20 protein-coding genes are annotated in these 25357 nt (G+C 73.2%); 11 read left to right on the top strand and 9 right to left on the bottom strand.

The genetic code is table 11. The features are described 5' to 3' along the window. Nucleotides 1–115: 115 nt before the first annotated feature. Genes OG861_RS23145 through OG861_RS23130 form a run of 4 tightly spaced genes read left to right on the top strand, consistent with a single transcriptional unit; the run spans nt 116 to nt 3003 of the window. A complete protein-coding gene (locus tag OG861_RS23145; protein ID WP_329194443.1) occupies nt 116–583 on the top strand; it encodes a hypothetical protein in 468 nt (155 codons plus the stop codon). Nucleotides 584–613: 30 nt separating this feature from the next. Continuing rightward, nucleotides 614–1942: a hypothetical protein gene (locus OG861_RS23140; protein WP_329194445.1), complete on the top strand. Its 1329-nt coding sequence runs from the start codon at nt 614–616 to the stop codon at nt 1940–1942. 36 nt (nt 1943–1978) lie between these two features. Further along, nucleotides 1979–2488: a hypothetical protein gene (locus OG861_RS23135; RefSeq protein WP_329194447.1), complete on the top strand. Its 510-nt coding sequence runs from the start codon at nt 1979–1981 to the stop codon at nt 2486–2488. Nucleotides 2489–2499: 11 nt separating this feature from the next. Then, nucleotides 2500–3003, top strand: coding sequence for a hypothetical protein (locus OG861_RS23130; RefSeq protein ID WP_329194448.1), 504 nt, complete (start codon nt 2500–2502; stop codon nt 3001–3003). A gap of 465 nt (nt 3004–3468) precedes the next feature. Here OG861_RS23130 and OG861_RS23125 read toward each other — a convergent pair whose 3' ends face one another. The 3 genes from OG861_RS23125 to OG861_RS23115 all read right to left on the bottom strand — a co-directional run bounded on the left by OG861_RS23125 (nt 3469) and on the right by OG861_RS23115 (nt 10597). After that, nucleotides 3469–4929, bottom strand: coding sequence for a glutamate synthase subunit beta (locus OG861_RS23125; protein ID WP_329194450.1), 1461 nt, complete (start codon nt 4927–4929; stop codon nt 3469–3471). Then, nucleotides 4922–9487 (bottom strand): glutamate synthase large subunit, encoded by a 4566-nt coding sequence (gene gltB / locus OG861_RS23120; protein ID WP_329202113.1) that lies wholly within the window; start codon nt 9485–9487, stop codon nt 4922–4924. The genes OG861_RS23125 and gltB overlap by 8 nt, the downstream gene beginning before the upstream one ends. 378 nt (nt 9488–9865) lie before the next feature. After that, a complete protein-coding gene (locus OG861_RS23115; RefSeq protein WP_329194452.1) occupies nt 9866–10597 on the bottom strand; it encodes a VIT1/CCC1 transporter family protein in 732 nt (243 codons plus the stop codon). Between the two features lie 312 nt (nt 10598–10909). Between OG861_RS23115 and OG861_RS23110 the strand changes: the two genes are divergently transcribed. From OG861_RS23110 to OG861_RS23080, 7 genes are all read left to right on the top strand, one after another. After that, entirely contained in the window at nt 10910–11896 is a 987-nt protein-coding gene (locus OG861_RS23110) for an ADP-ribosylglycohydrolase family protein (protein WP_329194453.1), read from the top strand. 605 nt (nt 11897–12501) lie between these two features. Further along, a complete protein-coding gene (locus OG861_RS23105; protein ID WP_329202115.1) occupies nt 12502–13683 on the top strand; it encodes an ADP-ribosylglycohydrolase family protein in 1182 nt (393 codons plus the stop codon). Next, nucleotides 13680–14834 (top strand): ADP-ribosylglycohydrolase family protein, encoded by a 1155-nt coding sequence (locus OG861_RS23100; RefSeq protein WP_329194455.1) that lies wholly within the window; start codon nt 13680–13682, stop codon nt 14832–14834. The genes OG861_RS23105 and OG861_RS23100 overlap by 4 nt, the downstream gene beginning before the upstream one ends. Next, a complete protein-coding gene (locus OG861_RS23095) occupies nt 14831–16564 on the top strand; it encodes an ADP-ribosylglycohydrolase family protein (protein ID WP_329194457.1) in 1734 nt (577 codons plus the stop codon). Before OG861_RS23100 ends, OG861_RS23095 begins: the two co-directional genes overlap by 4 nt. Continuing rightward, on the top strand, nt 16561–17520 hold the full coding sequence (rbsK, locus tag OG861_RS23090; protein WP_330261850.1) for a ribokinase: 960 nt from the start codon (nt 16561–16563) through the stop codon (nt 17518–17520). Before OG861_RS23095 ends, rbsK begins: the two co-directional genes overlap by 4 nt. Before the next feature lie 68 nt (nt 17521–17588). Beyond that, complete coding sequence (locus OG861_RS23085; protein ID WP_443056754.1) at nt 17589–18833, top strand: CaiB/BaiF CoA transferase family protein; 1245 nt, start codon at nt 17589–17591, stop codon at nt 18831–18833. Continuing rightward, the gene (locus OG861_RS23080) at nt 18830–19651 is read left to right on the top strand and encodes an HpcH/HpaI aldolase/citrate lyase family protein (RefSeq protein ID WP_329194462.1); all 822 of its coding nucleotides are present in this window, start codon (nt 18830–18832) and stop codon (nt 19649–19651) included. The genes OG861_RS23085 and OG861_RS23080 overlap by 4 nt, the downstream gene beginning before the upstream one ends. 91 nt (nt 19652–19742) lie before the next feature. Here the strand turns inward: OG861_RS23080 and lgt are convergent, their stop codons facing one another. From lgt to trpC, 6 genes are all read right to left on the bottom strand, one after another. Then, on the bottom strand, nt 19743–20804 hold the full coding sequence (gene lgt, locus OG861_RS23075; RefSeq protein ID WP_329194464.1) for a prolipoprotein diacylglyceryl transferase: 1062 nt from the start codon (nt 20802–20804) through the stop codon (nt 19743–19745). A gap of 78 nt (nt 20805–20882) precedes the next feature. Further along, entirely contained in the window at nt 20883–21881 is a 999-nt protein-coding gene (locus OG861_RS23070; RefSeq protein ID WP_329194467.1) for a DsbA family protein, read from the bottom strand. Between the two features lie 95 nt (nt 21882–21976). Continuing rightward, nucleotides 21977–22795 (bottom strand): tryptophan synthase subunit alpha, encoded by an 819-nt coding sequence (gene trpA / locus OG861_RS23065; RefSeq protein ID WP_329194469.1) that lies wholly within the window; start codon nt 22793–22795, stop codon nt 21977–21979. Further along, nucleotides 22792–24066 carry a tryptophan synthase subunit beta gene (gene trpB, locus OG861_RS23060; RefSeq protein WP_329194471.1) on the bottom strand — a complete coding sequence of 425 codons (1275 nt, stop codon included), beginning with the start codon at nt 24064–24066 and terminating at the stop codon, nt 22792–22794. Before trpB ends, trpA begins: the two co-directional genes overlap by 4 nt. 196 nt (nt 24067–24262) lie before the next feature. Next, on the bottom strand, nt 24263–24472 hold the full coding sequence (gene trpM, locus OG861_RS23055) for a tryptophan biosynthesis modulator TrpM (protein ID WP_329202657.1): 210 nt from the start codon (nt 24470–24472) through the stop codon (nt 24263–24265). A 7-nt stretch (nt 24473–24479) separates the two neighbouring features. Then, entirely contained in the window at nt 24480–25289 is an 810-nt protein-coding gene (gene trpC, locus OG861_RS23050) for an indole-3-glycerol phosphate synthase TrpC (protein WP_190182089.1), read from the bottom strand. Between the last annotated feature and the right edge of the window lie 68 nt (nt 25290–25357).

Here is a 25357-nt window from a genome sequence, read left to right as displayed (position 1 = left end):
GCCTGCGGCGCACCACTTTTGCCCGGACCGGCGCGAGTTGGACGGGCGGGTGGCTTGTTCGCACCCACAGGAGCCGTGCATATGATCGGGTTCTTGCCGACGGGGAGGCCAAAGAATGGCAGGGGATTTCGATCAGGAGTGGGGTTCGGCCACGGGTGGCGCGGACCAGCAGGTGGGCATGCGGCTGAATCACGTGCCACCGGAACCATCGGGTCCGGGGCCGTCGTCCCCGCCCGTGTACGGGCCGTTCGCCCCGGGCAAGGGACCCGCCGACTTCGCCTCGTCGCCGGCGGACAAGAAGGCGGCGGCGGGCACGATCGAGAACGAGTTGCAGCCGAACACGAAGAAGGCCGCGGAGCACGCGGACGAGGCCACCACCGCCGCGCACAAGGGATTCGACGGGTGGGAGACCGCCGCGGGCCTGAAAAAGGTGGCGGACACGTGGGACCAGCAGGTGAAGAACCTGATGGCCCGTCTGGACGGCGAGAAGGGCGCACTGCGCGGGGCGTCGGGGCTCTTCACGGGCAACGACACCGGGATCCGCAACCAGTTCACGACGCAGTCGAAGCTGAACGGTCTGTAGGGGGCTGCCGTGCTCAAATACCACGAGGTCATGTCCACGAACCTGGACCTGCTGACGACCGCCGCCGGCAAGTGGGAGGCGATGGCGGGCGAGCTCGGCAAGGTCGAGACGCGCTACGGCGACTCCGTACAGAAGATCACCATGGGCAACACCTGGAACGGTGTCAGCTCCGGTACCGCGCAGTCGGGTTTCGCGGGCACCCGCTACGAGTACTCGGCCGCGCAGATCCAGGCCAAGGCGATCGGAAGCCTGCTGCGGGACGCGCACGAGAAGTTCACCGACCTCAAGCACAAGGTCGAAAGCGCCCGCGCCGATGCGATAGCCGCCGGCATGACCGTCTCCGAACAGGGGCACGTCGCCTTCGACTGGGACAAGCTCACTGCCTCCGAGCGCAGCGCCTACCACCACGACCCCGACGGCGAGGCCTCCATCCGCACGGCCGTCACCAAGTGGCAGCAGCACATCGACGACCGGGTCAAAGCCGTCTCCGAGCTCGACCAGAACGTCAAGCTGGCCCTTGAGGCCTCCGTCGTCGACAGCAACAAGGACGCCCTGGGCAAGGGCGCCGACATGTCGCTCACCGGGTTCAACGCGGGCGCCGAGGGTGATCTGACGAAGGCCGTGAAGGCCGCGCAGGAAGCGAAGAAGGCCGAGGCCGACGCACCCGACGGCAAGAAGGACGACGACGGTCTCAAGATCACCGGCCCGGACGCGGGCTTCAAACTCACCGGCGTCAAGAACGGCAAGGAGGGCTCGTTCAAGCTGTACGGCGACCTGTTCCACCTGAGCCAGGCGGGAGAGGCCACCAAGGGCGGGGTCAAGTTCACCGACGTCTATGACGTCTACGGGGGCGCAAGGGCCACCGGGAACTACGGGTTCAGCAACTCGGGTGCGAGCGTCAAGCTCGAGGCGTCCGCCGGCATCCGCGAACTGGTCGGCGGGACCGCCGAGTACGGCCCCGTCAAAGGGTACGCGCGGACCGAGGTCTTCGCCGGCGCCGAGGGCTCGGCCGGTGCCTCGCTCGGCAAGGACGGCTTCAACGGCAAGTTCCAGGCGTTCGCCGGGGCGAAGGCGAGCGTGGCCGGGGGCGGCGAGGTCGCCGGGATCGGCGCCGGCGCGACGGCGGAGGGCTGGTACGGCGCGGCGGGTGCCGAGCTGAAGTGGGACTTCGGCAAGGGCGACGACGGCAAGTACCACTTCGGCGGCAAGGTCGGTGGCGCACTCGGCATCGGCGGTGCCGTCGGCGGCGAGTTCACGGTCGACCCCGGCAAGGTCAGCGACGCGTTCGGTGACGCGGCCGACGCGATCGGTGACACCGCCGGGTCGGTCAAGCACACCGTCGGCGGCTGGTTCGACTGATGTACGTTTCCCGTCCAGACGGAAAGAAGGCCACCGATGCCCACGACACTGCCCGTGCCGATCGAATTCAGCCTGCCGGAGGGCTGGCGGGCCGCACCGCCGGACGAGGTCGGCGCGTCGGAGGTGGCCTTCATCGCGCTGTATCCGCAGCCGGACGAAGGGTTCACCGCCAACATCACCCTTGACGGTGGCTTCCTGCGGGAAGAGACGACCATGGAGGAGCTCGCCGACGCCTCGGTGCAGCAGGTACTCGGGGCCGCCGAGTCCGTGGTGGTGGCCACCCGCCACGACGTCGGCTCCGCGGCTGCGCCGGGCCTGACGCAGCGGCTGGACGTGACGGTCGTCGTCGCCGGCGTCCGCCGCGAGCTCGTGCAGTCCCAGGTCTACATGGCCCTCACCGACGCCACGGACCCGCACAAGCGGGCGCTGGTCCGCTCGATCCTGACCGCCACCGCCGCACAGCACGACGACGTCCTCCCGGACTTCCAGGAGTTCCTGCGCACGGTGCGCCCGGACCCCGGGCCGAACGCCGGGACGGGGGCCTGACGATGGGGCTGATGGACAGGTTCACCGGCACCCTGCACCCGGACAGTGGTGCGACGCCGCTGTCCGCCCCGGAGGTACGGGAGGCGCTGCTCGCGGTCAACGGCCCGGACAAGCCGTACGTCGTGCGGAACGCGAGGCCCGCGGAGAAGGCGGACCTGGTGGCGGAGTGGCGGGTCCTGGAGCCGGCCTGGCACTCCTTCTTCCTGCGGTCCCGGCTGGACCGGACCCTCAAGACCAGGATGCGTCTGGTCCCCGGCAGGCACGAGGTGCGGGCCCTGGACGAACAGCTGGAGATCACCTGGATCGGGGACACCCCCAGGCTTGCCAAGTCGGGCGAGTACAGCCGCGGGCAGGTGACCACGGTGTCCAAGCGGTGGACGATCGAACGGGGCCCCGACGGCCGCCGCCGCATGGTCGAGGAGTTCTCCTTCGACACGCGGCAGATGAAGACCCCCCTGCAGAAGGCGGTCCTCGGCGCGGGCTGGACCTGGCGCGGAGCCCTGCTCAAACTCTGACCCGCCGCCCGCGCACGCCACAGCGCCCGCCATCCCGGTCGGGGACATGGCGGGCGCTGTGTCGAGTGCCGCACACCGTTGTACGGACCGTACGAGGGGCCGCGCCCCGGCCACCGACGGCCGGAGGCCGGCGCAGCCGGGCGAAGCCCGCAAGGCCGTCCCCGGCCGAGCGGCGCGAGCACGGCATCCGGAAGGAGCCATGGCAGGCGCTGTGTCGAGTGCCGCACACCGTTGTACGGACCGTACGAGGGGCCGCGCCCCGGCCACCGACGGCCGGAGGCCGGCGCAGCCGGGCGAAGCCCGCAAGGCCGTCCCCGGCCGAGCGGCGCGAGCACGGCATCCGGAAGGAGCCATGGCAGGCGCTGTGTCGAGTGCCGCACACCGTTGTACGGACCGTACGAGGGGCCGCGCCCCGGCCACCGACGGCCGGAGGCCGGCGTCCGCAGGGACCCGGCTGGGCTCCGGTTACACCGTCAGCGAGCGGTCCGTCGGCTTGACCGGGTACGGGAGGGTGCTGGCGCCGGTCAGGAAGCGGTCCACGCCGCGGGCGGCCGAGCGGCCTTCCGCGATGGCCCACACGATCAGCGACTGCCCGCGGCCCGCGTCGCCCGCGACGAAGACGCCGTCCACGTTGGTCGCGTACGAGGCGTCCCGGACGATGTTGCCCCGCGCGTCCAGCTCCAGGCCGAACTGGTCCACCAGGCCGTTGGCCTGGTCGGTGCCCGTGAAGCCCATCGCGAGGGTGACCAGCTGCGCCGGGAGGACGCGCTCGGTGCCCTCCTTCTGGACCAGCTTGCCGTCCACGAACTCCACCTCGATCAGGTGCAGCGCCTGGACGTTGCCCTCCTCGTCGCCCTCGAAGTGGGTGGTGGAGACGGAGTAGATCCGCTCGCCGCCCTCCTCGTGCGCAGAGGTGACCTTGTAGAGCATCGGGAACGTCGGCCAGGGCTGCCCGGCGGAGCGGTCCTCGGACGGCTTCGGCATGATCTCCAGCTGGGTGACCGACAGGGCACCCTGGCGGTGGGCGGTGCCCACGCAGTCCGCGCCCGTGTCGCCGCCGCCGATGACCACGACGTGCTTGCCCTCGGCGGTGATGGGGGGCGCCATGAAGTCGCCCTCCTGCACCTTGTTGGCGAGCGGCAGGTACTCCATCGCGAAGTGGATGCCCCCCAGCTCGCGCCCCGGCACCGGCAGGTCGCGGGAGACCGTGGCGCCCGCCGCGATGACGACCGCGTCGTAGCGCTTGCGCAGCTTCGCGGCGTCGATGTCCCGGCCGACCTCCACGCCCGTGCGGAACTTGGTGCCCTCCGCGCGCATCTGCTCGATGCGGCGGTTGATGTGCACCTTCTCCATCTTGAACTCGGGGATGCCGTAGCGCAGCAGGCCGCCGATGCGGTCCGCGCGCTCGTACACCGCCACGGTGTGGCCGGCCCGCGTCAGCTGCTGGGCGGCGGCCAGACCGGCCGGCCCGGAGCCGATGACGGCGACGGTCTTGCCGGAGAGGCGCTCGGGGGCCTGCGGGGTGACGTCGCCGTTGTCCCACGCCTGGTCGATGATCGAGACTTCGACGTTCTTGATGGTGACGGCCGGCTGGTTGATGCCGAGCACGCACGCCGACTCGCAGGGCGCCGGGCACAGCCTGCCCGTGAACTCCGGGAAGTTGTTCGTGGCGTGCAGGCGCTCGGAGGCGGCCGTCCAGTCCTCGCGGTAGGCGAAGTCGTTCCACTCGGGGATCAGGTTCCCGAGCGGGCAGCCGTTGTGGCAGAACGGGATGCCGCAGTCCATGCAGCGGCCGGCCTGCTTGCTGATGATCGGCAGCAGGGAGCCGGGGACGTAGACCTCGTTCCAGTCCTTGACGCGTTCGGCGACGGGACGGGTACAGGCGGTCTCGCGGGGGGTGGTGAGGAAGCCCTTCGGGTCAGCCATTGGTCGCCGCCTCCATCATCTTCTCAGTGGTCTCGGACTCGGAGAGTCCGGCCCGCTCAGCGGCGTCCTTGGCGGCGAGCACTGCCTTGTACGTGGTCGGGATGATCTTGCTGAAACGGTCCGCGTTCACGGACCAGTCGGCCAGGAGCTTCGCGGCCACGGTCGAGCCGGTCTCCTCCTCGTGGCGGCGCACCACATCGTGCAGCCACTGCTTGTCGGCGTCCGACAGGGCCTCGACGGCCTCCGCGTTGCCGGCGTTGACGTTGCGCGGGTCGAGGTCGACGACGTACGCGACGCCGCCCGACATGCCGGCCGCGAAGTTGCGGCCCGTCCCGCCGAGGACGACGGCCGTGCCGCCGGTCATGTACTCGCAGCCGTGGTCGCCCACGCCCTCCGAGACGACCAGGGCGCCGGAGTTGCGGACGCAGAAGCGTTCGCCGGTGCGGCCGCGCAGGAACATCTCGCCGCCGGTGGCTCCGTAGCCGATGGTGTTGCCGGCGATGGTCGAGTACTCGGCGAGGTGGTCGGCGCCGCGGTCGGGGCGGACCACGACCCGGCCGCCCGACAGGCCCTTGCCGACGTAGTCGTTGGCGTCGCCCTCCAGGCGGAGGGTGATGCCCTTGGGCAGGAAGGCGCCGAAGGACTGGCCGGCGCTGCCGGTGAAGGTCAGGTCGATGGTGTCGTCGGGCAGGCCCGCGCCACCGAACTTCTTGGTGACCTCGTGGCCGAGCATGGTGCCGACGGTCCGGTTGATGTTCCGGATGGCCACCTGCGCGCGGACCGGCTGCGCCTCCTCGGCGGTCGGCGCGTTCAGCGCCTCCGCCGCGAGTTCGATCAGCTCGTTGTCGAGGGCCTTCTCCAGCCCGTGGTCCTGTTCGACCACGGCGTGGCGGACCGCGCCCTCGGGCAGCTCGGGCACGTGGAAGAGCGGCTCCAGGTCCAGGCCCTGCGCCTTCCAGTGCGTGACGGCCTTGCTGGTGTCGAGCAGCTCGGCGTGGCCGACGGCCTCCTCGATCGAGCGGAAGCCCAGCTCGGCGAGGAGCTCGCGCACCTCCTCCGCGATGAACTCGAAGAAGTTGACGACGAACTCCGGCTTGCCGGAGAAGCGGTCGCGCAGGACCGGGTTCTGGGTGGCGATGCCGACGGGGCAGGTGTCCAGGTGGCAGACGCGCATCATGACGCAGCCGGAGACGACCAGGGGGGCGGTCGCGAAACCGAACTCCTCGGCGCCGAGCAGCGCGGCGATGATCACGTCGCGGCCGGTCTTGAGCTGGCCGTCCGTCTGGACCACGATGCGGTCGCGCAGCCCGTTGAGCAGCAGGGTCTGCTGGGTCTCGGCGAGGCCGAGCTCCCAGGGGCCGCCCGCGTGCTTGAGCGAGGTGAGCGGGGAGGCGCCCGTACCGCCGTCGTGGCCGGAGATGAGGACGACGTCCGCGTGGGCCTTGGAGACACCGGCGGCGACCGTACCCACGCCGACCTCGGACACCAGCTTCACGTGGATGCGGGCGGCCGGGTTGGCGTTCTTGAGGTCGTGGATCAGCTGGGCCAGGTCCTCGATGGAGTAGATGTCGTGGTGCGGCGGCGGGGAGATCAGGCCGACGCCCGGGGTGGAGTGCCGGGTCTTGGCGACCCACGGGTACACCTTGTGGCCGGGCAGCTGGCCGCCCTCGCCGGGCTTGGCGCCCTGCGCCATCTTGATCTGGATGTCGTCCGCGTTGACGAGGTACTCGCTCGTGACGCCGAAGCGGCCGGAGGCGACCTGCTTGATCGAGGAGCGGCGCGCCGGGTCGTACAGGCGGTCCGGGTCCTCGCCGCCCTCACCGGTGTTGGACTTGGCGCCCAGCTGGTTCATGGCGATGGCGAGGGTCTCGTGCGCCTCCTTGGAGATGGAGCCGTACGACATCGCGCCGGTGGAGAAGCGCTTGACGATGTCGGCGACCGACTCGACCTCCTCGACGGGGATCGACGCCCGGTCGGACTTGAAGCCGAAGAGGCCGCGCAGCGTCATCAGCCGCTCGGACTGCTCGTTCACCCGCTCGGTGTACTGCTTGAAGATGTCGTAGCGGCGGTTGCGGGTGGCGTGCTGGAGGCGGAAGACCGTGTCCGGGTCGAAGAGGTGCGGCTCGCCCTCGCGGCGCCACTGGTACTCGCCGCCGATCTCCAGCGCGCGGTGCGTCGCGGCGATGCCGGTGGCCGGGTACGCCTTGGCGTGGCGCGCGGCCACCTCCTGGGCGATGACGTCGAGGCCGGCGCCGCCGATCTTGGTGGCGGTGCCGTTGAAGTACGTACCGACGAACTCCTCGTTCAGGCCGACGGCCTCGAAGACCTGGGCTCCGCGGTAGGAGGCGACGGTGGAGATGCCCATCTTCGACATGACCTTCAAGACGCCCTTGCCGAGCGCGTAGATCAGGTTCTTGATGGCCTGCTCCGGCTCCAGGCCGGACAGGAAGGTACCGGCGCGCAGCAGGTCCTCGACGGACTCCATGGCGAGGTACGGGTTGACGGCGGCCGCGCCGTAGCCGATCAGGAGCGCGACGTGGTGGACCTCGCGGACGTCGCCGGCCTCGACCAGCAGGCCGACCTGGGTGCGCTGCTTGGTGGCGATGAGGTGGTGGTGCACCGCGGAGGTGAGCAGCAGCGACGGGATCGGCGCGTGCTCGGCGTCGGAGTGGCGGTCGGAGAGGACGATGAGGTGGGCGCCGCCGGCGATGGCGGCGTCGACCTCACCACGGATCTCCTCCAGGCGGGCGGCCAGCGCCTCGCCGCCGCCGGAGACCCGGTAGAGGCCCGAGAGGGTGGCGGCCTTCATGCCCGGCATGTCGCCGTCGGCGTTGACGTGGATGAGCTTGGCCAGCTCGTCGTTGTCGATCACCGGGAACGGCAGGGTCACGCTGCGGCAGGACGCGGCGGTCGGCTCCAGCAGGTTGCCCTGCGGGCCCAGCGAGGACAGCAGCGAGGTGACGAGCTCCTCGCGGATGGCGTCCAGCGGCGGGTTGGTGACCTGCGCGAACAGCTGCGTGAAGTAGTCGAAGAGCAGCCGGGGCCGCTCGGACAGCGCCGCGATCGGGGAGTCCGTGCCCATGGAGCCGAGCGGCTCGCCGCCGGTGCGGGCCATCGGCGCGAGGATGACGCGCAGCTCTTCCTCGGTGTAGCCGAAGGTCTGCTGGCGGCGGGTGACCGAGGCGTGGGTGTGCACGATGTGCTCGCGCTCGGGCAGGTCCGTCAGCTCGATCTCGCCGGCCTCCAGCCACTGCGCGTACGGCGCGGCGGCGGCGAGCCCGGCCTTGATCTCGTCGTCTTCGACGATGCGGTGCTGGGCGGTGTCGACGAGGAACATCTTGCCGGGCTGGAGGCGGCCCTTGCGGACGACCTTCGACGGGTCGATGTCGAGGACGCCGACCTCGGAGGACAGCACGACCAGGCCCTCGTCGGTGACCCAGTAGCGGCCGGGGCGCAGACCGTTGCGGTCGAGGACCGCGCCGACCTGGGTGCCGTCGGTGAAGGTAACGCAGGCCGGGCCGTCCCAGGGCTCCATCATCGTGGAGTGGTACTGGTAGAAGGCGCGCAGGGCCGGGTCCATGGAGGTGTGGTTCTCCCACGCCTCCGGGATCATCATCAGCACGCTGTGCGGCAGGGAGCGGCCGCCGAGGTGGAGCAGCTCCAGGACCTCGTCGAAGGAGGCGGAGTCGGAGGCGTCGGGCGTACAGATCGGGAAGATCCGGTCCAGGGCGCCGTCACCGAAGACGTCGGAGGCGAGCTGGGACTCGCGGGCCTTCATCCAGTTGCGGTTGCCCTTGACCGTGTTGATCTCGCCGTTGTGCGCGACGAAGCGGTACGGGTGGGCGAGCGGCCAGGAAGGGAAGGTGTTCGTCGAGAACCGGGAGTGGACCAGGGCGAGCGCCGACGCGAAGCGGCGGTCGGAGAGGTCCGGGAAGAAGGGCTCCAGCTGGCCGGTGGTCAGCATGCCCTTGTAGACGATGGTGCGGGCGGAGAGCGAGGGGAAGTAGACCCCGGCCTCGCGCTCGGCGCGCTTGCGCAGGACGAAGGCCTTGCGGTCGAGCTCGATGCCGCTCGCCCCTCCCCCGGACTCCGTCCCGGAGGTGCCCCCACTGACGAAGAGCTGGGAGAAGGCCGGCATGGTGGCGCGGGCGCCGTTGCCGAGCAGGTCCGGGGTGACCGGGACCTCGCGCCAGCCCAGGACCGTCAGGTCCTCCTCGGCGGCGATCGCCTCGATCTGCTCCATGGCGACGGCCTGTGCGGAGCCGTCGGCGGGGAGGAAGGCGATGCCGACGGCATAGGCGCCGGGCTCGGGGAGTTCGAAACCGGCCACCTCGCGCAGGAAAGCGTCGGGGACCTGGGAGAGGATTCCGGCGCCGTCGCCCGAGTCCGGCTCGGATCCGGTGGCGCCGCGGTGTTCGAGGTTCCGCAATACGGTCAGCGCCTGCTCGACCAGCGTGTGGCCGGCCTCGCCGCTGAGGTTGGCCACAAAGCCGACGCCGCAGGCGTCGTGCTCGTTGCGCGGGTCGTACATGCCCTGGGGGGCGGGGCGACCGTCCATGGGCGACCAGGCAGTGGTGCTGGGGCCGGTCGCGGAGTGCGTGGATGCGGAACGCATCGGCTCTCCCGTCGTCGTCGTGGCAAAGGTGCGTGCCGAGGGACGACGTTGGCCCTCTGCGAAATTTCGTGCAGGTTACATGATGACCGTGATCCCGCGTTGCGGATATCTCGTTCCAGCATGCGGACACTGCGCGAGGCGTGACGCAGGCAGTAAGGGGTCCCGGAGCCGGGAGGTGTGCGGGGGCTTCATTGCCCTGAAGCTCCCCGCGGCCGCAGCCATGGGGAGCCCTGGTGTGATGCCCTGCGGTGAGGTGCTCGAAACCGCCGGGTAATCATTAATTTATGCGGCGCTCTGCATAGTGTCTCACTCCTGCGCCGGTCAGCCTAGGGCGCCGCCGATCCAGGTGCCCAGGACGTACGTCACACCGGCGGCCGCACCGCCCAGGACCAGCTGGCGCGCACCGCTGTACCACCAGGAGCGCGCGGTGACCCGGGCGACGACCGCCCCGCAGGCGAAGAGACCCACCAGGGCGAGCAGCACCGCCGGCCACAGGGCGGTCGCGCCGAGCAGGTAGGGCAGTACGGGCAGCAGCGCGCCCAGCGCGAACGAGCCGAAGGACGAGACGGCGGCGACCAGGGGCGACGGCAGGTCGTCGGGGTCGATGCCCAATTCCTCGCGGGCGTGTATCTCCAGCGCCTGCTCCGGGTCGCGGGAGAGCTGCATCGCGACCTCGCGGGCGAGGGCGGGCTCGACGCCACGCGATACGTACAGCTCGGCCAGCTCCTCCATCTCGTCGACCGGATGCTTGCGCAACTGCTGGCGCTCGACGTCGAGTTCGGCGAGGACCAGCTCGCGCTGCGAGGCGACCGAGGTGTACTCGCCGGCGGCCATCGAGAAGGCGCCGGCGGCCAGTCCGGCCAGGCCGGTGATGACGATGGTCTGCGGGGCGACCGCACCGCCGGCGACGCCGGTCATGAGGGCGAGGTTGGAGACGAGCCCGTCCATGGCACCGAAAACGGCCGGTCGCAGCCATCCGCCGTTGACGTCACGGTGGGTGTGGTTGTCGCGGTGGGCGGTGTGCAGTGGTGCTTCGGTGTCAATGATGGACATGCGCCGGATCTCCCCTTTTCGAGCCTTGCCGAGCTGTTTTCCGAGCCTTTTCCGAGCCCCTTTCGGGCCTCTTCCCTGGAGCGGGTACGCGAAGGCGACGCGCAGGTCGCCACTCCCCCTGAACACCTCGAAACTACGCACGATTTCCTTCGTCCGCCAGCAAGGAAGGCCGTACTTACCTGGGGTTTCGGGGGTCGGCGACCGGGTGACGGCGGCCTTCGGGGGGTGTTTCGCGGCTCGCGACAAACGTCATCCCATGGCACAAATCCCCCAAGGGCTCATGATGAGTCCCATCAAGTGGAGAGGCGCGCGATGGAGCTGATTGCATGCGATCCGCAGATCCTCCTCGAACGGGCCAGGGGCGCGCTTCTGGGGCTGGCGGTGGGTGACGCGCTGGGCGCCCCCGCGGAGAACATGAAGCCGTCGCAGATCCGTGCGAAGTGGGGCCGGATCGAAGGCTTCGTCTCCGACGATCCGGCGGGCACCGACGACACGGAGTACGCGATCTTCTCCGGGCTGCTGCTGGCCCGCCACGGGTCGGCGCTCGCGGTCACCCACGTGGAACGGGCCTGGCACCACTGGATCGCCGACCTGGACGTCGGGCCGTTCCGCGGCGCGGGCTTCTCGGAACGCGGCACCCTGGAGAACCTCCGCCGGGGCCTGGCGGCGCCCATCTCCGCGCAGCACCGGCACGCATGGTCGGACGGGCTGGCCATGCGGGCCGCGCCGTTCGGGGTCTTCGCGGCGGGGCGGCCGGCGGAGGCGGCCCGACTGGTGGCGATCGACGGCTCGGTCAGCCACGACGGGGAGGGCATCTACGGCGGCCAGGCGGTGGCGGCGGGCGTCGCGGCGGCGATGGCGGGCGGCTCCCCGGCGTCGGTGATCTCGGCGGCGCTGTCGGTGATCCCCTCGGACTCCTGGACGGCGCGCTCGCTGCGCAGGGCGGTGACGGCGGCGCCCCGCGGGGAGCGGGCGGTGCGCTCGGCGGTGGTGATCGGCGGCTACCCGTGGACGGACCTGGCCCCGGAGGCGGTGGGCCTGGCCTTCGGGGCGTTCGCGGCGGCGCGGGGCGACTTCGCCGGGTCCGTCCTCACGGCGGTGAACATGGGGCGGGACGCGGACACCACCGCGGCGGTGGCGGGGGCGCTGGCCGGTGCGCTGTCGGGGGCCGCGGCGATCCCGGCCGCCTGGTCCTCGGTGATCGGCCCGGTCCGGGGCAGCTGCCTCCCCTCGATGCGCGGCTACCACGTCCTGGACATCGCGGACCTCCTCACCCCCGAATCCGAGCCGCCCCGATGACCCCGCCCCCTTACGACCCCGCCCCGGGCCCGGCCGCCACACCGGAGACGCACGCGGACCAGCGGGACTCCCCCGAACCCCTGACGGACGACCGACGCGAGACGGCCGCCCCGCCCCTGACGGCCGACCGGCCGCCCGGCAACGACCCGCCACCGGCCGACGAGCGGCACACCACACCGGGGCCGACCGGAGGCCAGCCGGATTCCGCCCGCACCCAGACGGACGAGCGGCCAAAGACGCCGACCCAGCAACCGGCGGACGCGCGCCACACCACGCCGGCCGCAGCCGGGCACCAGCCCGGCCCCGCCCACGCCCCCACCGGCGACCGGCCGGGAGGCCGCGACGCGGAGCACGCGAAGGAGCGGCGCGACGAGGCGGCGCAGGGGCTGTCCGGCGGGGGGTGGGTGCGCCAGAGCGGGCCGGCTTTCGGGCGGGGGGCCGGCCCGCAGCCCGCAGGGGCGGGCGCGGGCGGGGAAGGCCCCGCCGACCCCGCGCACGCGGAGGCCCCCCGTCCCGCGACCGGTACCGCCACCGCTCCGCCCGCCTCCCCGACCGCCCCCGCCGCGGTATCCCACATCGGCCGCGCGCAGGCGCGTACCGGCGCCGTGCAGGGGGGTGACGCCTCGACCGGCGGGCTCCGGCGGATCGAGGGGCTGTTGCTCGGGCTCGCGGCAGGCGATGCGGCCGGCTGGCCCGCCGCTCGACACCGGGCCAGCCGGATGCCCGAGTGGACCCGCCGCCTCACCCGCGAGCTCGACACCTTCGCCGAGCAGAACGCCACCACGACCCTCCCCGTCCCCATCGCCCTCAACCAGCCCCCCGAGCCCCTGCGCCTGGGCCCTTCCGACGACGCCGAGTGGGCCGCCTTCGCCGCCGAGTCGGTGCTCACCGCCGCCGGGGTCCTGCTCAGCGACCTCTCCCGCTCCCGCAGGATGCGTGCCGCCATCGACCTGGCCTGGAACGCCCTGGCCAGCGAGGTGGCGGCCGCCGCCGAACGGGCCCCGGAAGTCGAGTCGGCCGTCTTGCCCCTGCGCGCCCGCATCTCCGTCCGCGCCGGCCTCGGCAACCTCGCCGCCGGCCTGCGCCCGCCCGCCACCGGCCACGACAACCCCCACTACTTCGACGACGCCGCCTGCGTCCGCGCCTGCGTCCTGGCCGTCGTCCACCCCGGGGACCCCCGCGCCGCGGCGGACCTCGCCGAGTTCGACGCCCGCTACACCCAGGACGGCGACGGCGTCCACGGCGCCCGCGCCATGGCCGCCGCCATCGCCACCGCCCTCGCCGGCGCGGACACCGACGCCGCCGTCGACGCCGCCCTGGAGCAGCTCCCCGAAGCCACCGAGATCGGCCGCAACGCACGCCACGCCGTCAAGCTCGCCCGCACCGACGACGGCGGCGGCGCCTTCGCCCTCGTCCCGCTCCTGGAGCACCAGATCGTCGACCACGTCTACAGCTACGGGATCGCCGCCGCCGAAACCGTCCCCGTCGCGCTCGCCCTGGTCACGGCCGCCCGTGGGGACGTCGCCCGGGCCGTCCCCGCCGCCGCCTGCCTCTCGCGCGTCGCGGACTCCGCCCCCGCCCTCGCCGGGGCCCTGACCGGCGCGCTCGGCGGCGGCGACTGCCTGCCCGCCGCCTGGCGCGAGGCCTGCCGCACCCTCTCCGGCTGCGCCCTCCCCCGCCTCGCCGGCACCGACCTGGTCGAACTCGCCGCGCTGCTCGCCCGTACGGAACTCACCTCACCCAAAGCCCGCGCAACGCCCGCACCCCAAGGGATGATTCGGACATGACCCTCACCCCCCTCACCCTCGACGACCGGGCGGCCGGCTGTCTGGTCGGCGCGGCCGTCGGCGACGCCCTCGGCGGCCCGGTGGAGGGCTGGTCCCCGGACCGGATCGTCGAGCGGCACGGCGGCCGCGTGCACGGCATCGTCGGCCCCTGGTACGAGGACTGGCGCACCGCCCGCCCGCTCGCGCCGTACCACAAGGGCGACGGCCACGTCACCGACGACACCCTGATGACCCACGCCCTGGTACGGGTCTACGAGGCCGTACGCGACCACCTCGACGCCTACGCGATCGCCGAGCACCTGGTCCCCGACCTGATGACGAACCCCCGCTGGATCCCGGAACTCGAAGCCGAGGCCCTGCCCCTCCAGCGGATCTTCCTCGCGGAGAAGTGGATCGTGGCCCGGCTGCACTACGCGCACGCCGATCCGCGCGAGGCGGGCAACGGCAACATCGTCAACTGCGGGGCGGCGATGTACATGGCGCCGGTCGGGCTCGTCAACGCCGGCAACCCGGCGGGCGCGTACGCGGAGGCGCTGGACGTGGCCGGGGCCCACCAGTCCTCGTACGGGCGGGAAGCGGCGGGCGTGTTCGCGGCGGCGGTGGCCGCGGCGTGCGTGCCGGGGGCGACGGCGGGCTCGGTGGTGGAGACGGCCGTGTCCCTGGCGAAGGACGGCACCCGGGCGGCCATCGAAGCGGTCCGGGACGTCGCGCGCGGCTGCCGGGACTTCGAGTCGGCGCTGGTTCCGCTACGGGAGGCGGTCGCCCCGTACGACTCGGTCGGACCGGATTACCGCGAGCCGTCGCTGGGGGCCCGGCGTCCGTCGCGGCTGCACTCGATCGAGGAGCTGCCGATCGCCCTCGGCATGCTGCTGATCGCGGACGGGGCGTACGAGGGCTCGGTGCTCGGAGCGGTGAACTACGGGCGGGACTGTGATTCGACGGCCACGATGGCGGGGGCGCTGTCGGGGGCCCTGAACGGGCTCTCGGCCGTACCCGAGGCGTGGGCGAAGCAGGTCGCGGAGGCGAGCCGGCTCGACCTGCACGCCCCGGCGGCGGCGCTGACGGCGGTGGCCCGCGAGGTCTTCACCCGGGACAGGGACCGCCGCCGCGCCCACGAATCGGCGTTCACCACGATCGCGGCCCTCCAATGACGTCCCCCACCCCCGGCGGCCCCGCCCCGGCGGCACCTGCCCGAGACGGCGGGCAGGGGCCCGCCGCGGCGGGGGCCGTACGGCTGACCTGGGTCCAGCCCGAGGACCTGGTCGGTCACGAGCTGCGGCAGGCGGCGCAGGACGGGCGGGACGCGGAGCCGCTGCTGCGGGCCTGGCTCGCGGCGGGCGGGCACCCGGCCCCGGAGCGGGCCGGCGCCTCCTCGGCCCCCGCCGGCCCCGGGCTGCGCGCCCTGGCGGCCCGTCTCCTGACCGAACTCGCGGCGCTCCCCCGCCCCTCGGCCGCCGACGAACCCGAGTCCTGGCAGGCCATCACCGCCACGTGGCCCCGCGCCGCCGCCCCTGGCCCCGCTCCCCGGTCGGCGCCGCCCCCGCGCCCCCAGCCGGAACGGCCCCAGGGGCGACCCGGGCCCCGCCCCGGACCGCAGCTGCCCGGGAACCCCCCGGCCGCACGTCCCGAGCCGTATCCCGGACCCCGCCCGGCCCCGCAGGCCCACCCGGACCCGCACCCCCACCCGGACCCGCAGACCCACGCCGCGCGCGAGCCCGAGCCGCGCCCCGTCCCGCAACCCCACCCCGGCCCGCAGCCGCGCCCCCGCCCCGCCGCCGCCGGCGCCCCGCGCGGCAGCCTGGCCGCAGGGCCGGGGGACGGCCGCGCCGAGGCCGGCCTCGTCCGGCGGCTGGAGGCCGCGTGGGTGGGGCGGGCCGTCGGATGCGTGCTCGGCAAGCCCGTCGAGAAGCTCCCGCTGGACGGCATCCGCCGCCTCGCCCGCGCCGCGGGCAACTGGCCCCTGGACGACTGGTTCACCGCCCGCGGCGTCCCCGCCGCGCTGCTGGCCGCGTACCCCTGGAACCGCCGCTCCGCCCCCACCTCCCTCGCCGAGAACATCGACGGCGCCCCCGAGGACGACGACCTGAACTACCCCCTCCTCGGCCTGCTCCTCCTCCAGCGCCACGGCAAGGGCTTCACCACCGCCGACGTCGGCCGCCTCTGGCTCGACGAACTCCCGGCCGGCCGCACCTTCACCGCCGAGCGCATCGCCTACCGCAACCTCCTCCAGGGTCTGGAACCCCCCGCCACCGCCACCCACCACAACCCCTTCCGCGAATGGATCGGCGCCCTCATCCGTGCCGACGTCCACGGCTGGACCAACCCGGGCGACCCGGCCGCCGCGGCGGCCCAGGCCTACCGTGACGCCGTCCTCACCCACACCGCCAACGGCGTCTACGCGGCCCTGTTCGTCGCCGCCGCCCTCGCCGAGGCCGCCACCGGCCGGGCCGACATCCACACCGCGCTCCGCGCCGGACTGGCCGTCGTACCCCCTCGCTCACGGCTCGCCCGCGCCGTCCGCCACGCCATCGACACAGCGGCCGGGCACACCGACTTCGACCGCGTCGTGGACGTGCTGCACGCCCGCCACGGCCATTGCCACTGGGTCCACGCCGTCCCCAACACCGCTCTGATCGCCGCCGCCCTCACCCACGCCGACGGCGACTTCACCCACTCCGTCTGCCGCGCCGTCTCCGGCGGCTGGGACACCGACTCCAACGGTGCCACCGCCGGCTCCCTCGCCGCCCTCGTCGCGGGCGAGGTCCCGCACCGCTGGGCCGCGCCCCTCAAGAACCGCCTCGCCACCACCGTCGCCGGTTTCGACGGCATCGGTTTCGACACCCTCGCCCACCTCACCGCACAGGAGGCAGCCCGCTCATGACGGCCATCGCCGTGCTCGGCAGTACGAACATGGACCTCGTCGCCTACGTCCCCAAGGCTCCCCGGCTCGGCGAGACCGTCACCGGCACCGCCTTCCGTACGGTTCCGGGCGGCAAGGGGGCCAACCAGGCGGTGGCAGCGGCCCGCTGCGGCGGCGAGGTGGTGATGATCGGGGCGGTGGGGGCCGACGGGTTCGGCGTACGGCTGCGGTCCGCGCTCGCGGAGGCCGGGGTCGAGACGGCCGCCCTGCGCACCGTCGAGGGCGCCAGCGGCACCGCCCACATCACCGTCGACGGGGAGGGCGCGAACAGCATCATCGTCATCCCGGGGGCCAACGGCCTGGTCACCGGCCTCGAGGCGGGCGACGACTCACGGATCGGCGCCGCCGACTGCCTGCTCCTCCAGCTCGAACTGCCCCTGGAGGCCGTGCTCGCGGGGGCCCGCGCCGCCCGGGCCCACGGCGTACGGACCGTCCTCACCCCGGCCCCGGTCCAGCCGCTGCCGTCGGAACTGCTCGGCCTGATCGACCTGTTGGTGCCGAACGAGCACGAGGCCGCCGCCCTCACCGGGCTCACCGACCCGCACGCGGCGGTCCGGGTCCTGCTCCAGGACGTACCCGAGGTGGTGGTCACCCTCGGGGCGGCCGGAGTCCTGTACGCGGCCCGCGACCGCGAGCCGCTGACGGTGCCCGCGCCCCGCGTCCGGGCGGTGGACACCACCGCCGCCGGGGACACCTTCGTCGGCGCCCTCGCGGTGGCCCTCGGCGAGGGCCGTCCGGTGCCCGAGGCCCTGCACTGGGCGTCCGCGGCCGCCGCGCTGTCCGTACAACGGTCCGGCGCCCAGGACTCGATGCCGACCCGCGCCGAGACGGAGGCCTTCGCCCTGGCGGAACGGCGTGCGGCGACCGGGCAGACCCCCGCGCCCGGGGCCGGGGCCACCCCCGGAGCACGGGCGTGAACCCCGACGCAACCGGTCCCGACGCAACCGGTCCCGAGACGACGGACCCCGGGACGGCGGGCCGCCATATGACGGGCCCCGGCCTGCCGGGCCCCACCGCAACCGGCCCCGACCCCGCCGGTCCCCACACCGGCCCCCTCGCCGGCCTGCGCGTCCTCGACCTGGCCACCCTCTTCGCCGGGCCCCTCGCCGCCACCCTGCTCGGCGACTTCGGCGCCGAGGTCGTCAAGGTCGAGCATCCGGTGCGCCCCGACCCCTCCCGCGGCCACGGCCCCGCCAAGGACGGCGTCGGGCTCTGGTGGAAGCTGCTGGGGCGGAACAAGCGGACGATGACCCTCGACCTTTCCACCCCGGGCGGCCGGGACACCCTGCTGCGGCTGGCCGCCACCGCCGACGTGGTCATCGAGAACTTCCGCCCGGGCACCCTGGAGAGGTGGGGCCTGGGCTGGCCGGAGCTGTCCGCCGCCAACCCGCGCCTGGTCCTGGCCCGCGTGACGGCGTTCGGCCAGCACGGGCCGTACGCCCGCCGCCCCGGCTTCGGCACCCTCGCGGAGGCCATGAGCGGCTTCGCCGCGATCACCGGTGAGCCGGAGGGGCCGCCGGCCCTGCCGCCGTTCGGGCTCGCGGATTCGATCGCCGCGCTGACCACCGCGTACGCCGTGACGGCGGCTCTCGCGGACCGCGACCGGACCGGGCAGGGGCAGGTGGTGGACCTGGCCATCATCGAGCCGATCCTCACCGTGCTCGGCCCGCACCCGCTCTGGTACGACCAGCTCGGCTACGTCCAGCCCCGCACCGGCAACCGCTCCGCCAACAACGCCCCCCGCAACACCTACCGCAGCGCGGACGGCCGCTGGCTGGCGGTGTCCACCTCGGCGCAGTCCGTCGCGGAACGCGTCCTGCGCCTGGTCGACCGGCCCGAGCTGATCACCGAGCCGTGGTTCTCGACCGCCGCCGGCCGGGCCGCGCACGCGCCGCTGCTCGACGAGGCGGTCGGCGGCTGGATCGCCCGGCGCAAGGCCGACGAGGTGGTCGCCGCCTTCGAGGAGGCGGAGGCTGCGGTCGCCCCGGTCTACGACGTACGGGACGTGATGGCCGACCCGCAGTACGCGGCGCTCGGCACCATCGCCGAGGTCGACGACCCGGAGCTGGGACCCCTGCGTATGCAGAACGTCCTCTTCCGGCTTTCCCGCACGCCCGGCGCGATCCGCTGGGCGGGCCGTCCGCACGGCGCCGACACCGACGCCGTCCTCACCGAACTCGGCCTGACCGGGGCCGAGATCACCGCTCTCCGCAAGGAAGGGGCCCTATGATCCTTAGCTGGCTGTACGCACCCGGTGACCGGCCCGAAGTGGTCTGGAAGGCCCTGCACTCGGGGGCCGACGCCGTCATCGTGGACCTGGAGGACGCGGTTTCGCTCTCCCGCAAGGAGTACGCCCGCGCCGCGACCGCCGAACTGCTCACCGAGCGGCCGCCGGTACCCGTGCACGTCCGGGTCAACGCCCTGGACTCCCCCTGGGCGGGCGCCGACCTCACCGCGCTGACCGGGCTGCCCGGCCTGGCCGGCCTGCGCCTGCCCAAGGTCTGCGCCCCCGAGCAGGTCGTGGGGGTCGCCGCCCGCACCGGCGGGGTGGCCCTCTACGCCCTGCTGGAGTCCGCGCTGGGCGTGGAGCGGGCCTACGAGATCGCGCGCGCCCACCCCGCCCTGCGCGGGCTGGCCCTGGGCGAGGCGGACCTGCGGGCCGACCTGGGGATCAGCTCCGAGGCGGGGCTGGACTGGCCGCGCTCACGGGTGGTGGTCGCGGCCCGGGCCGCCGGACTGGCCCCGCCCGCGCAGTCGGTGTTCCCCGACATCCGGGACCTGGAGGCGCTGGCCGTCTCCTGCGCACGGGGCCGTTCGCTGGGTTTCCTGGGCAGGGCGGCGATCCACCCCCGCCAGCTCCCCGTGATCGAGCGGGCCTACCTCCCCGGTCCGGAAGAGGTCGCCGCCGCCGAGCAGGTCATGGCCGCGGCCCGGCTCACCCCCGGCGCGGTGGCGCTCCCCGACGGCCGTTTCGTCGACCCGGCGGTACTGGCCGGCGCGGAACGCGTGGTCGCCCTCGCCCGCCGCGACTCCCCGGTCCCCTCCTGATCCCGCCTCCGCGGGCCCCCGCCCGACACCCGGAACGGAAGGGGGCGCCGCGCGATCGCGCGGCGCCCCCTTGCCTTCCGGCAGGCCCGGATCAGAGCTTCTTGGCCCCGGGAGCGGTCCCGGGGGCCGGATCGGGAGCGCTCTTCGCCGTCGCCCCGGCGTCCTGCGACTCCTGCGGCGCCTGCGCCTTCTCCCCGGCGGAGGCGGCCGGTGCCCCGGCGCCGTCGTCCCCGGCCTCGTCCCCCGTCGCCTCGGCGCCGGGCTCCTTGGGCCCGGCGTCCCCGGCGTCGGCCACGACGTCCTCGGCACCGGCCGCGGCGTCCCCGCCCGCCGCCGGACCGCGGTCCGGCTCGACGACCTCTTCGCGACCCGGCCGCAGCTTCTGCGACAGGACCAGGTAGACCACCGCGAGCACGAAGACGATCACGGCCGTCCAGACGTTCAGCCGCACGCCCAGGATGTGGTGCGCCTCGTCGACCCGCATGTACTCGATCCAGCCGCGCCCGAGACAGTACGCGGCCACGTACAGCGCGAACGCCCGTCCGTGTCCGAGCTTGAAGCGGCGGTCGGCCCAGATCACCAGCAGGGCGACGCCGATGCACCACAGGGACTCGTAGAGGAACGTGGGGTGGTAGGTCCCCGCGACCCGGTTCGGGCCCTCGCTGATCTTGAGGGCCCAGGGCAGGTCGGTGGAGCGCCCGTACAGCTCCTGGTTGAACCAGTTGCCCCAGCGGCCGCACGCCTGCGCCAGCGCGATGCCGGGGGCCAGGGCGTCGGCCCAGGCCGGCAGCGGGATCCCGCGCAGCCTGCAGCCGATCCAGGCGCCCACCGCGCCCACCGCGATCGCACCCCAGATGCCGAGGCCGCCCTCCCAGATCTTGAAGGCGTCGACCCAGTCGCGGCCCTCGCCGAAGTAGAGCTGGTAGTCGGTGATCACGTGGTAGAGGCGGCCGCCGATCAGGCCGAACGGCACCGCCCACACGGCGATGTCCGCGACCGTACCCGGCTTACCGCCGCGTGCGATCCAGCGCTTGTTGCCGAGCCAGACGGCGACGAAGACGCCGATGATGATGCAGAACGCGTAGCCGCGAAGCGGGATCGGTCCGAGATGGATCACGCCGGTCGACGGGCTGGGGATATAGGCAAGTGTCATGGCAGGACCGACGCTACCCTGCCGGGCGGTACCCACCGCAACCCGCCCGGCAACCTGCGGTGAAATCGATACGGTCGCTCAGTCCGCCGTGGCTCCCGCCTTGGCCGGGCTCCCGCCGCCGGCCCTGCCGCCGGAAACCGAGGACGACGACGAGGACGACGACGACAGGGACGACGACGAGGAGGACGAGGAGGACGAGGACTTCCCCGAGGGTGAAGCCGACGGTGACGGCGGGGCCGACGGTGCTCCCGACCCCTTCGGGTTCGCCGCGGCGCCCCCGTTGCCCTTGGCGGCGGTCTCCACCGCCTCCTTGAGCTTCTGCGGGGTCAGCGGGTTGGCCTGGTCGGCGAAGATGTCCTTGCCGTTCAGCAGCACGCTCGGCGTCCCGCGGAACTTCCCGGCGCGGAACGCCTCGTGCGACTTCGCGACCCAGCTGTTGTGCGTACCGCTCTCCACGCAGGAGCGGAACGCGGGGGTGTCCAGCCCCTGCACCTTGCCCGCCAGCTCCAGCAGCCTGGGGTTCTTGCCGTAGGCGTCGTCGGCTTCCTGCGGCTGGTTCTGGAAGAGCACGTCGTGGTAGGCGGGGAACTTGCCGGCGTCCTGCGCGCAGGCGGCGGCGTTCGCCGCCTTGAGGGAGCCGGTGCCGCTCATGTTGCCGTCGATCAGGGTGACCAGGTGGTAGTCGACCTTGAGCAGTCCCCTGGCCTCCAGGTCGTGGACCGTGGTCCGGTAGTTGTCCTCGAACGCCTTGCAGGCCGGGCAGCGGAAGTCCTCCCACACGGTGAGGGTCGACTTGGCCTCGGGCTTGCCCGTCTGGATGGCGAGCGCGTCCTTGCCGGTGGCCCCGGAGGGGGCGGCCACCGGGCCCGCCTTGGCGGACTTGTCGCCCTTGCCGGTGTTCGCCGCGATCAGGCCGACGACCGCGGCCAGGCCGAGTACGCCGACCACCGCCGCGGACACGATGAGGGTCCGGCGGCGCTTGTCCTTCTTCTTCTGCCGCTCGCGCTCCGCGAGGAGTCGCTCTCGGGCAGATCGTTTCGTCGCATCGCGGTTCGCACCGTCGTTCTTCTCGCTCACGTGCGGCCAAACGAAGCGGGGAGGCACTCGCGTGCCTCCCCGCTCCCACTTCCACTCGATCGGGCTACAGAACCCCGGTCCCGGCCCGTCCGGCGTCAGGACCTGCGTACGCCTTCCGCAAGCTCGCCCGCCAGCGCCCGCACGCCCTCGAGCCCGGTTTCCAGGTCCGGGGCGTCCAGCAGCAGCTTCACGAAGGCGGAGCCGACGATCACACCGTCCGCGAAGCCGGCCACCTGCTCGGCCTGGGCGGCGTTGGAGACGCCGAGGCCCACGCAGACGGGCAGGTCGGTGGTGGCGCGGGTGCGTCGCACCAGGTCCTGGGCCTGGTCGCCGACCGACTCCCGGGTGCCGGTGACGCCCATCAGGGACGCGGCGTAGACGAAGCCCGAGCCGGCCGCGGTGATCGTGGCCAGGCGCGCGTCCCGGCTGCTCGGCGCGACGACGAAGACGGTGGCGAGCCCGTGCTTCGCCGCGTGTTCGCGCCACAGCGCCGACTCCTGGACCGGCAGGTCGGGCAGGATGCAGCCCGCGCCGCCCGCCGCCGCGAGTTCGGCCGTGAACCGCTCGACGCCGTAGCGGTCGATGGGGTTCCAGTAGGTCATCACCAGGATCGGGACCCCGGTGGCCTCGTACGCCTCGCGCACGGTGCGCATGACGTCGGCGATCTTCACGCCGCCGCGCAGGGCGATGTCGTCGGCGGTCTGGATGACGGGGCCGTCCAGGACCGGGTCGCTGTGCGGCAGGCCGATCTCGACCACGTCGGCGCCGCCGGCGACGACGGCCTTGACCGCCTCGATGCCGCCGTCGACGGTCGGGAAGCCGGCCGGGAGGTAGGCGACGAGGGCGGCCCGGTCCTCCGACTTCGCCTTGGCGAGGGTCGCGGACAGCAGCTCGATGTTTCCGTTGGCGCTCACTTGTCGTCCCCCTCGGCGAACTCGTTCTCGGCGACTTCCCCGTCGGTGTCGTACAGCCCGAAGTAGCGGGCGGCCGTGTCCATGTCCTTGTCGCCGCGACCGGACAGGTTGACCACGATCAGCCCGTCCGGGCCGAGTTCCCGGCCGAGGTCCAGCGCGCCCGCGAGGGCGTGCGCGGACTCGATCGCCGGGATGATGCCCTCCGTGCGGGACAGCAGGCGCAGGGCCTGCATCGCGGCGTCGTCGGTGACCGCGCGGTACTCGCCGCGGCCGGTGTCCTTGAGGTAGGAGTGCTCGGGACCGATGCCCGGGTAGTCCAGACCGGCGGAGATGGAGTAGGGCTCGGTGATCTGGCCCTCCTCGTCCTGGAGGACGTAGGAGCGCGAGCCGTGCAGGATGCCGGGCTCGCCGGCGGTCAGGGTCGCCGCGTGCTCGCCGCTCTCCACCCCGTGCCCGGCGGGCTCGAAGCCGACGAGTCGGACGTCCGCGTCGGGGATGAAGGCGTGGAAGAGGCCGATGGCGTTGGAGCCGCCGCCGACGCAGGCCGCGACGGCGTCGGGCAGGCGGCCGGCGCGCTCCAGGATCTGGCGGCGGGCTTCGACGCCGATGACGCGGTGGAAGTCGCGGACCATGGCCGGGAAGGGGTGGGGGCCGGCGACGGTGCCGAAGAGGTAGTGGGTCTGGTCCACGTTGGCGACCCAGTCGCGGAACGCCTCGTTGATGGCGTCCTTGAGGGTCCGGGAGCCGGACTTCACGGCGATGACCTCGGCGCCCAGCATGCGCATGCGGGCCACGTTCAGGGCCTGGCGCTGCGTGTCGATCTCGCCCATGTAGATGGTGCAGTCGAGGCCGAAGAGGGCGCACGCGGTGGCGGTCGCCACGCCGTGCTGTCCGGCGCCGGTCTCGGCGATGACGCGGGTCTTGCCCATGCGCTTGGTGAGCAGCGCCTGGCCCAGCACGTTGTTGATCTTGTGCGAGCCGGTGTGGTTGAGGTCCTCGCGCTTGAGGAAGATCCGTGCGCCGCCCGCGTGCTCGGCGAAGCGGGGCACCTCGGTGAGGGCGCTGGGGCGGCCCGTGTAGTTGACCATGAGCTCGTTGAGCTCGGCGGCGAAGGACGGGTCGCTCTTGGCCTTGTCGTATTCGACGGCGACCTCGTCCACGGCGGCGACGAGCGCCTCCGGGATGAACTTGCCGCCGAAGTCGCCGAAGTAGCCCTCGGCGTTGGGGACCAGACCCTGCGGGTCCGGGATGAAGAACGAGTGGGTGGACATGTCCACTACTCCTACGGGGTGCGACGGGATGGCTTCACCGTATTGCGCCGCCGGTCCGTGGCCCGCGCACCCCGCTGGGAGGGGTGGTGGGCAAACGGACGGAGCGGCCCGCGTCCGGAGCCGGCGGCTCGGGACGGCGGGCCGTACGAGGGTGCCCGGCCGGTACGTCAGGGGTACCGGGGCGGGGCAGCCGTCGTCACGGCGCGGGCGAGGGGCGCCATCGCATGCCGTTGACCTGCCCGGGCTCGGAGCCGATCACGTACCGCACCCGTCGGCCGTGCACGCGCCGGGCGGGGGCGCGGCAGCCGCGGGGGCGGCAGCCGCGCGCCAGCGGCGCGTGCGCCGTCGGCACACCGGCCGGGCCGTGGCCCGGGCGGGTGCGGACGCAGGAGCGGGAGACGGGCACGGGTGGGTCAGCTCCGCCCGTGCCGCAGGGCGGGGTGGGCGCCGGCGGCCACCAGGTCGGCCACGGCCGCCTTGGGGTCGCGTCCGGTGACCAGGGACTCCCCGACGAGGACGGCGTCGGCGCCCTCGTTGGCGTACGCGATCAGGTCGTGCGGTCCGCGGATGCCGGACTCGGCGACCTTGACGATGTGGTCGGGGATGGCCTCGACGACGCGCTCGAAGGTGGAGCGGTCGACCTTGAGGTCCTTGAGGTTGCGCGCGTTGACACCGATGATCTTGGCGCCGGCGGCGACGGCGCGCTCGACCTCGTCCTCGTCGTGGACCTCGACCAGCGGGGTCAGCCCGATGGACTGGGCCCGCTCGATGAGGGAGACGAGGGCTTCCTGCTCCAGGGCCGCGACGATCAGCAGGGCCAGGTCGGCGCCGTAGGCGCGGGCCTCCCACAGCTGGTACGCGGTGACGATGAAGTCCTTGCGCAGGATCGGGATGTCCACGCGGGCGCGGACGGCCTCCAGGTCGGCCAGCGAGCCGCCGAAACGACGCTGCTCGGTGAGGACGGAGATGACCGCCGCACCGCCCGCCTCGTAGTCGGCGGCGAGCCCGGCCGGATCGGCGATCGCGGCGAGCGCGCCCTTGGAGGGGCTGGAGCGCTTCACCTCGCAGATCACCTTGACGCTGTCGCCACGCAGGGCGGCGACACCGTCCTTGGCCTGGGGCGCCTTGGCGGCACGCTCCTTGAGCTCGTCGAGGCTCACGCGGGCCTGCCGTTCGGCAAGGTCTTCGCGGACCCCTTCGATGATCTCGTCGAGCACACTCACGCGAGCGGCCCCCTTCCGGGTCGATGACGGTCGGCCGCCTTGCAGACACGTTCCCCTGCAAGGTCAGC

Origin of the sequence: Streptomyces sp. NBC_00539 (assembly GCF_036346105.1) — a bacterium.
In the GTDB taxonomy this organism is placed as follows: domain Bacteria; phylum Actinomycetota; class Actinomycetes; order Streptomycetales; family Streptomycetaceae; genus Streptomyces.
The sequence above is the reverse complement of the archived record's forward strand: the minus strand, read 5'-3'. Positions and strand labels throughout refer to the sequence as shown.

What these genes read in the sequence shown, in the direction of transcription:
- trpB (WP_329194471.1), bottom strand. Translation starts at nt 24,066, where the DNA reads ATGTCCACCCACTCGTTCTTCATCCCGGACCCGCAGGGTCTGGTCCCC.
- OG861_RS23145 (WP_329194443.1), top strand. Translation starts at nt 116, where the DNA reads ATGGCAGGGGATTTCGATCAGGAGTGGGGTTCGGCCACGGGTGGCGCG.
- OG861_RS23110 (WP_329194453.1), top strand. Translation starts at nt 10,910, where the DNA reads ATGGAGCTGATTGCATGCGATCCGCAGATCCTCCTCGAACGGGCCAGG.
- OG861_RS23115 (WP_329194452.1), bottom strand. Translation starts at nt 10,597, where the DNA reads ATGTCCATCATTGACACCGAAGCACCACTGCACACCGCCCACCGCGAC.
- OG861_RS23125 (WP_329194450.1), bottom strand. Translation starts at nt 4,929, where the DNA reads ATGGCTGACCCGAAGGGCTTCCTCACCACCCCCCGCGAGACCGCCTGT.
- OG861_RS23080 (WP_329194462.1), top strand. Translation starts at nt 18,830, where the DNA reads ATGATCCTTAGCTGGCTGTACGCACCCGGTGACCGGCCCGAAGTGGTC.
- rbsK (WP_330261850.1), top strand. Translation starts at nt 16,561, where the DNA reads ATGACGGCCATCGCCGTGCTCGGCAGTACGAACATGGACCTCGTCGCC.
- lgt (WP_329194464.1), bottom strand. Translation starts at nt 20,804, where the DNA reads ATGACACTTGCCTATATCCCCAGCCCGTCGACCGGCGTGATCCATCTC.
- OG861_RS23130 (WP_329194448.1), top strand. Translation starts at nt 2,500, where the DNA reads ATGGACAGGTTCACCGGCACCCTGCACCCGGACAGTGGTGCGACGCCG.
- OG861_RS23140 (WP_329194445.1), top strand. Translation starts at nt 614, where the DNA reads ATGTCCACGAACCTGGACCTGCTGACGACCGCCGCCGGCAAGTGGGAG.
- OG861_RS23085 (WP_443056754.1), top strand. Translation starts at nt 17,589, where the DNA reads ATGACGGGCCCCGGCCTGCCGGGCCCCACCGCAACCGGCCCCGACCCC.
- OG861_RS23095 (WP_329194457.1), top strand. Translation starts at nt 14,831, where the DNA reads ATGACGTCCCCCACCCCCGGCGGCCCCGCCCCGGCGGCACCTGCCCGA.
- gltB (WP_329202113.1), bottom strand. Translation starts at nt 9,487, where the DNA reads ATGGACGGTCGCCCCGCCCCCCAGGGCATGTACGACCCGCGCAACGAG.
- OG861_RS23135 (WP_329194447.1), top strand. Translation starts at nt 1,979, where the DNA reads ATGCCCACGACACTGCCCGTGCCGATCGAATTCAGCCTGCCGGAGGGC.
- OG861_RS23100 (WP_329194455.1), top strand. Translation starts at nt 13,680, where the DNA reads ATGACCCTCACCCCCCTCACCCTCGACGACCGGGCGGCCGGCTGTCTG.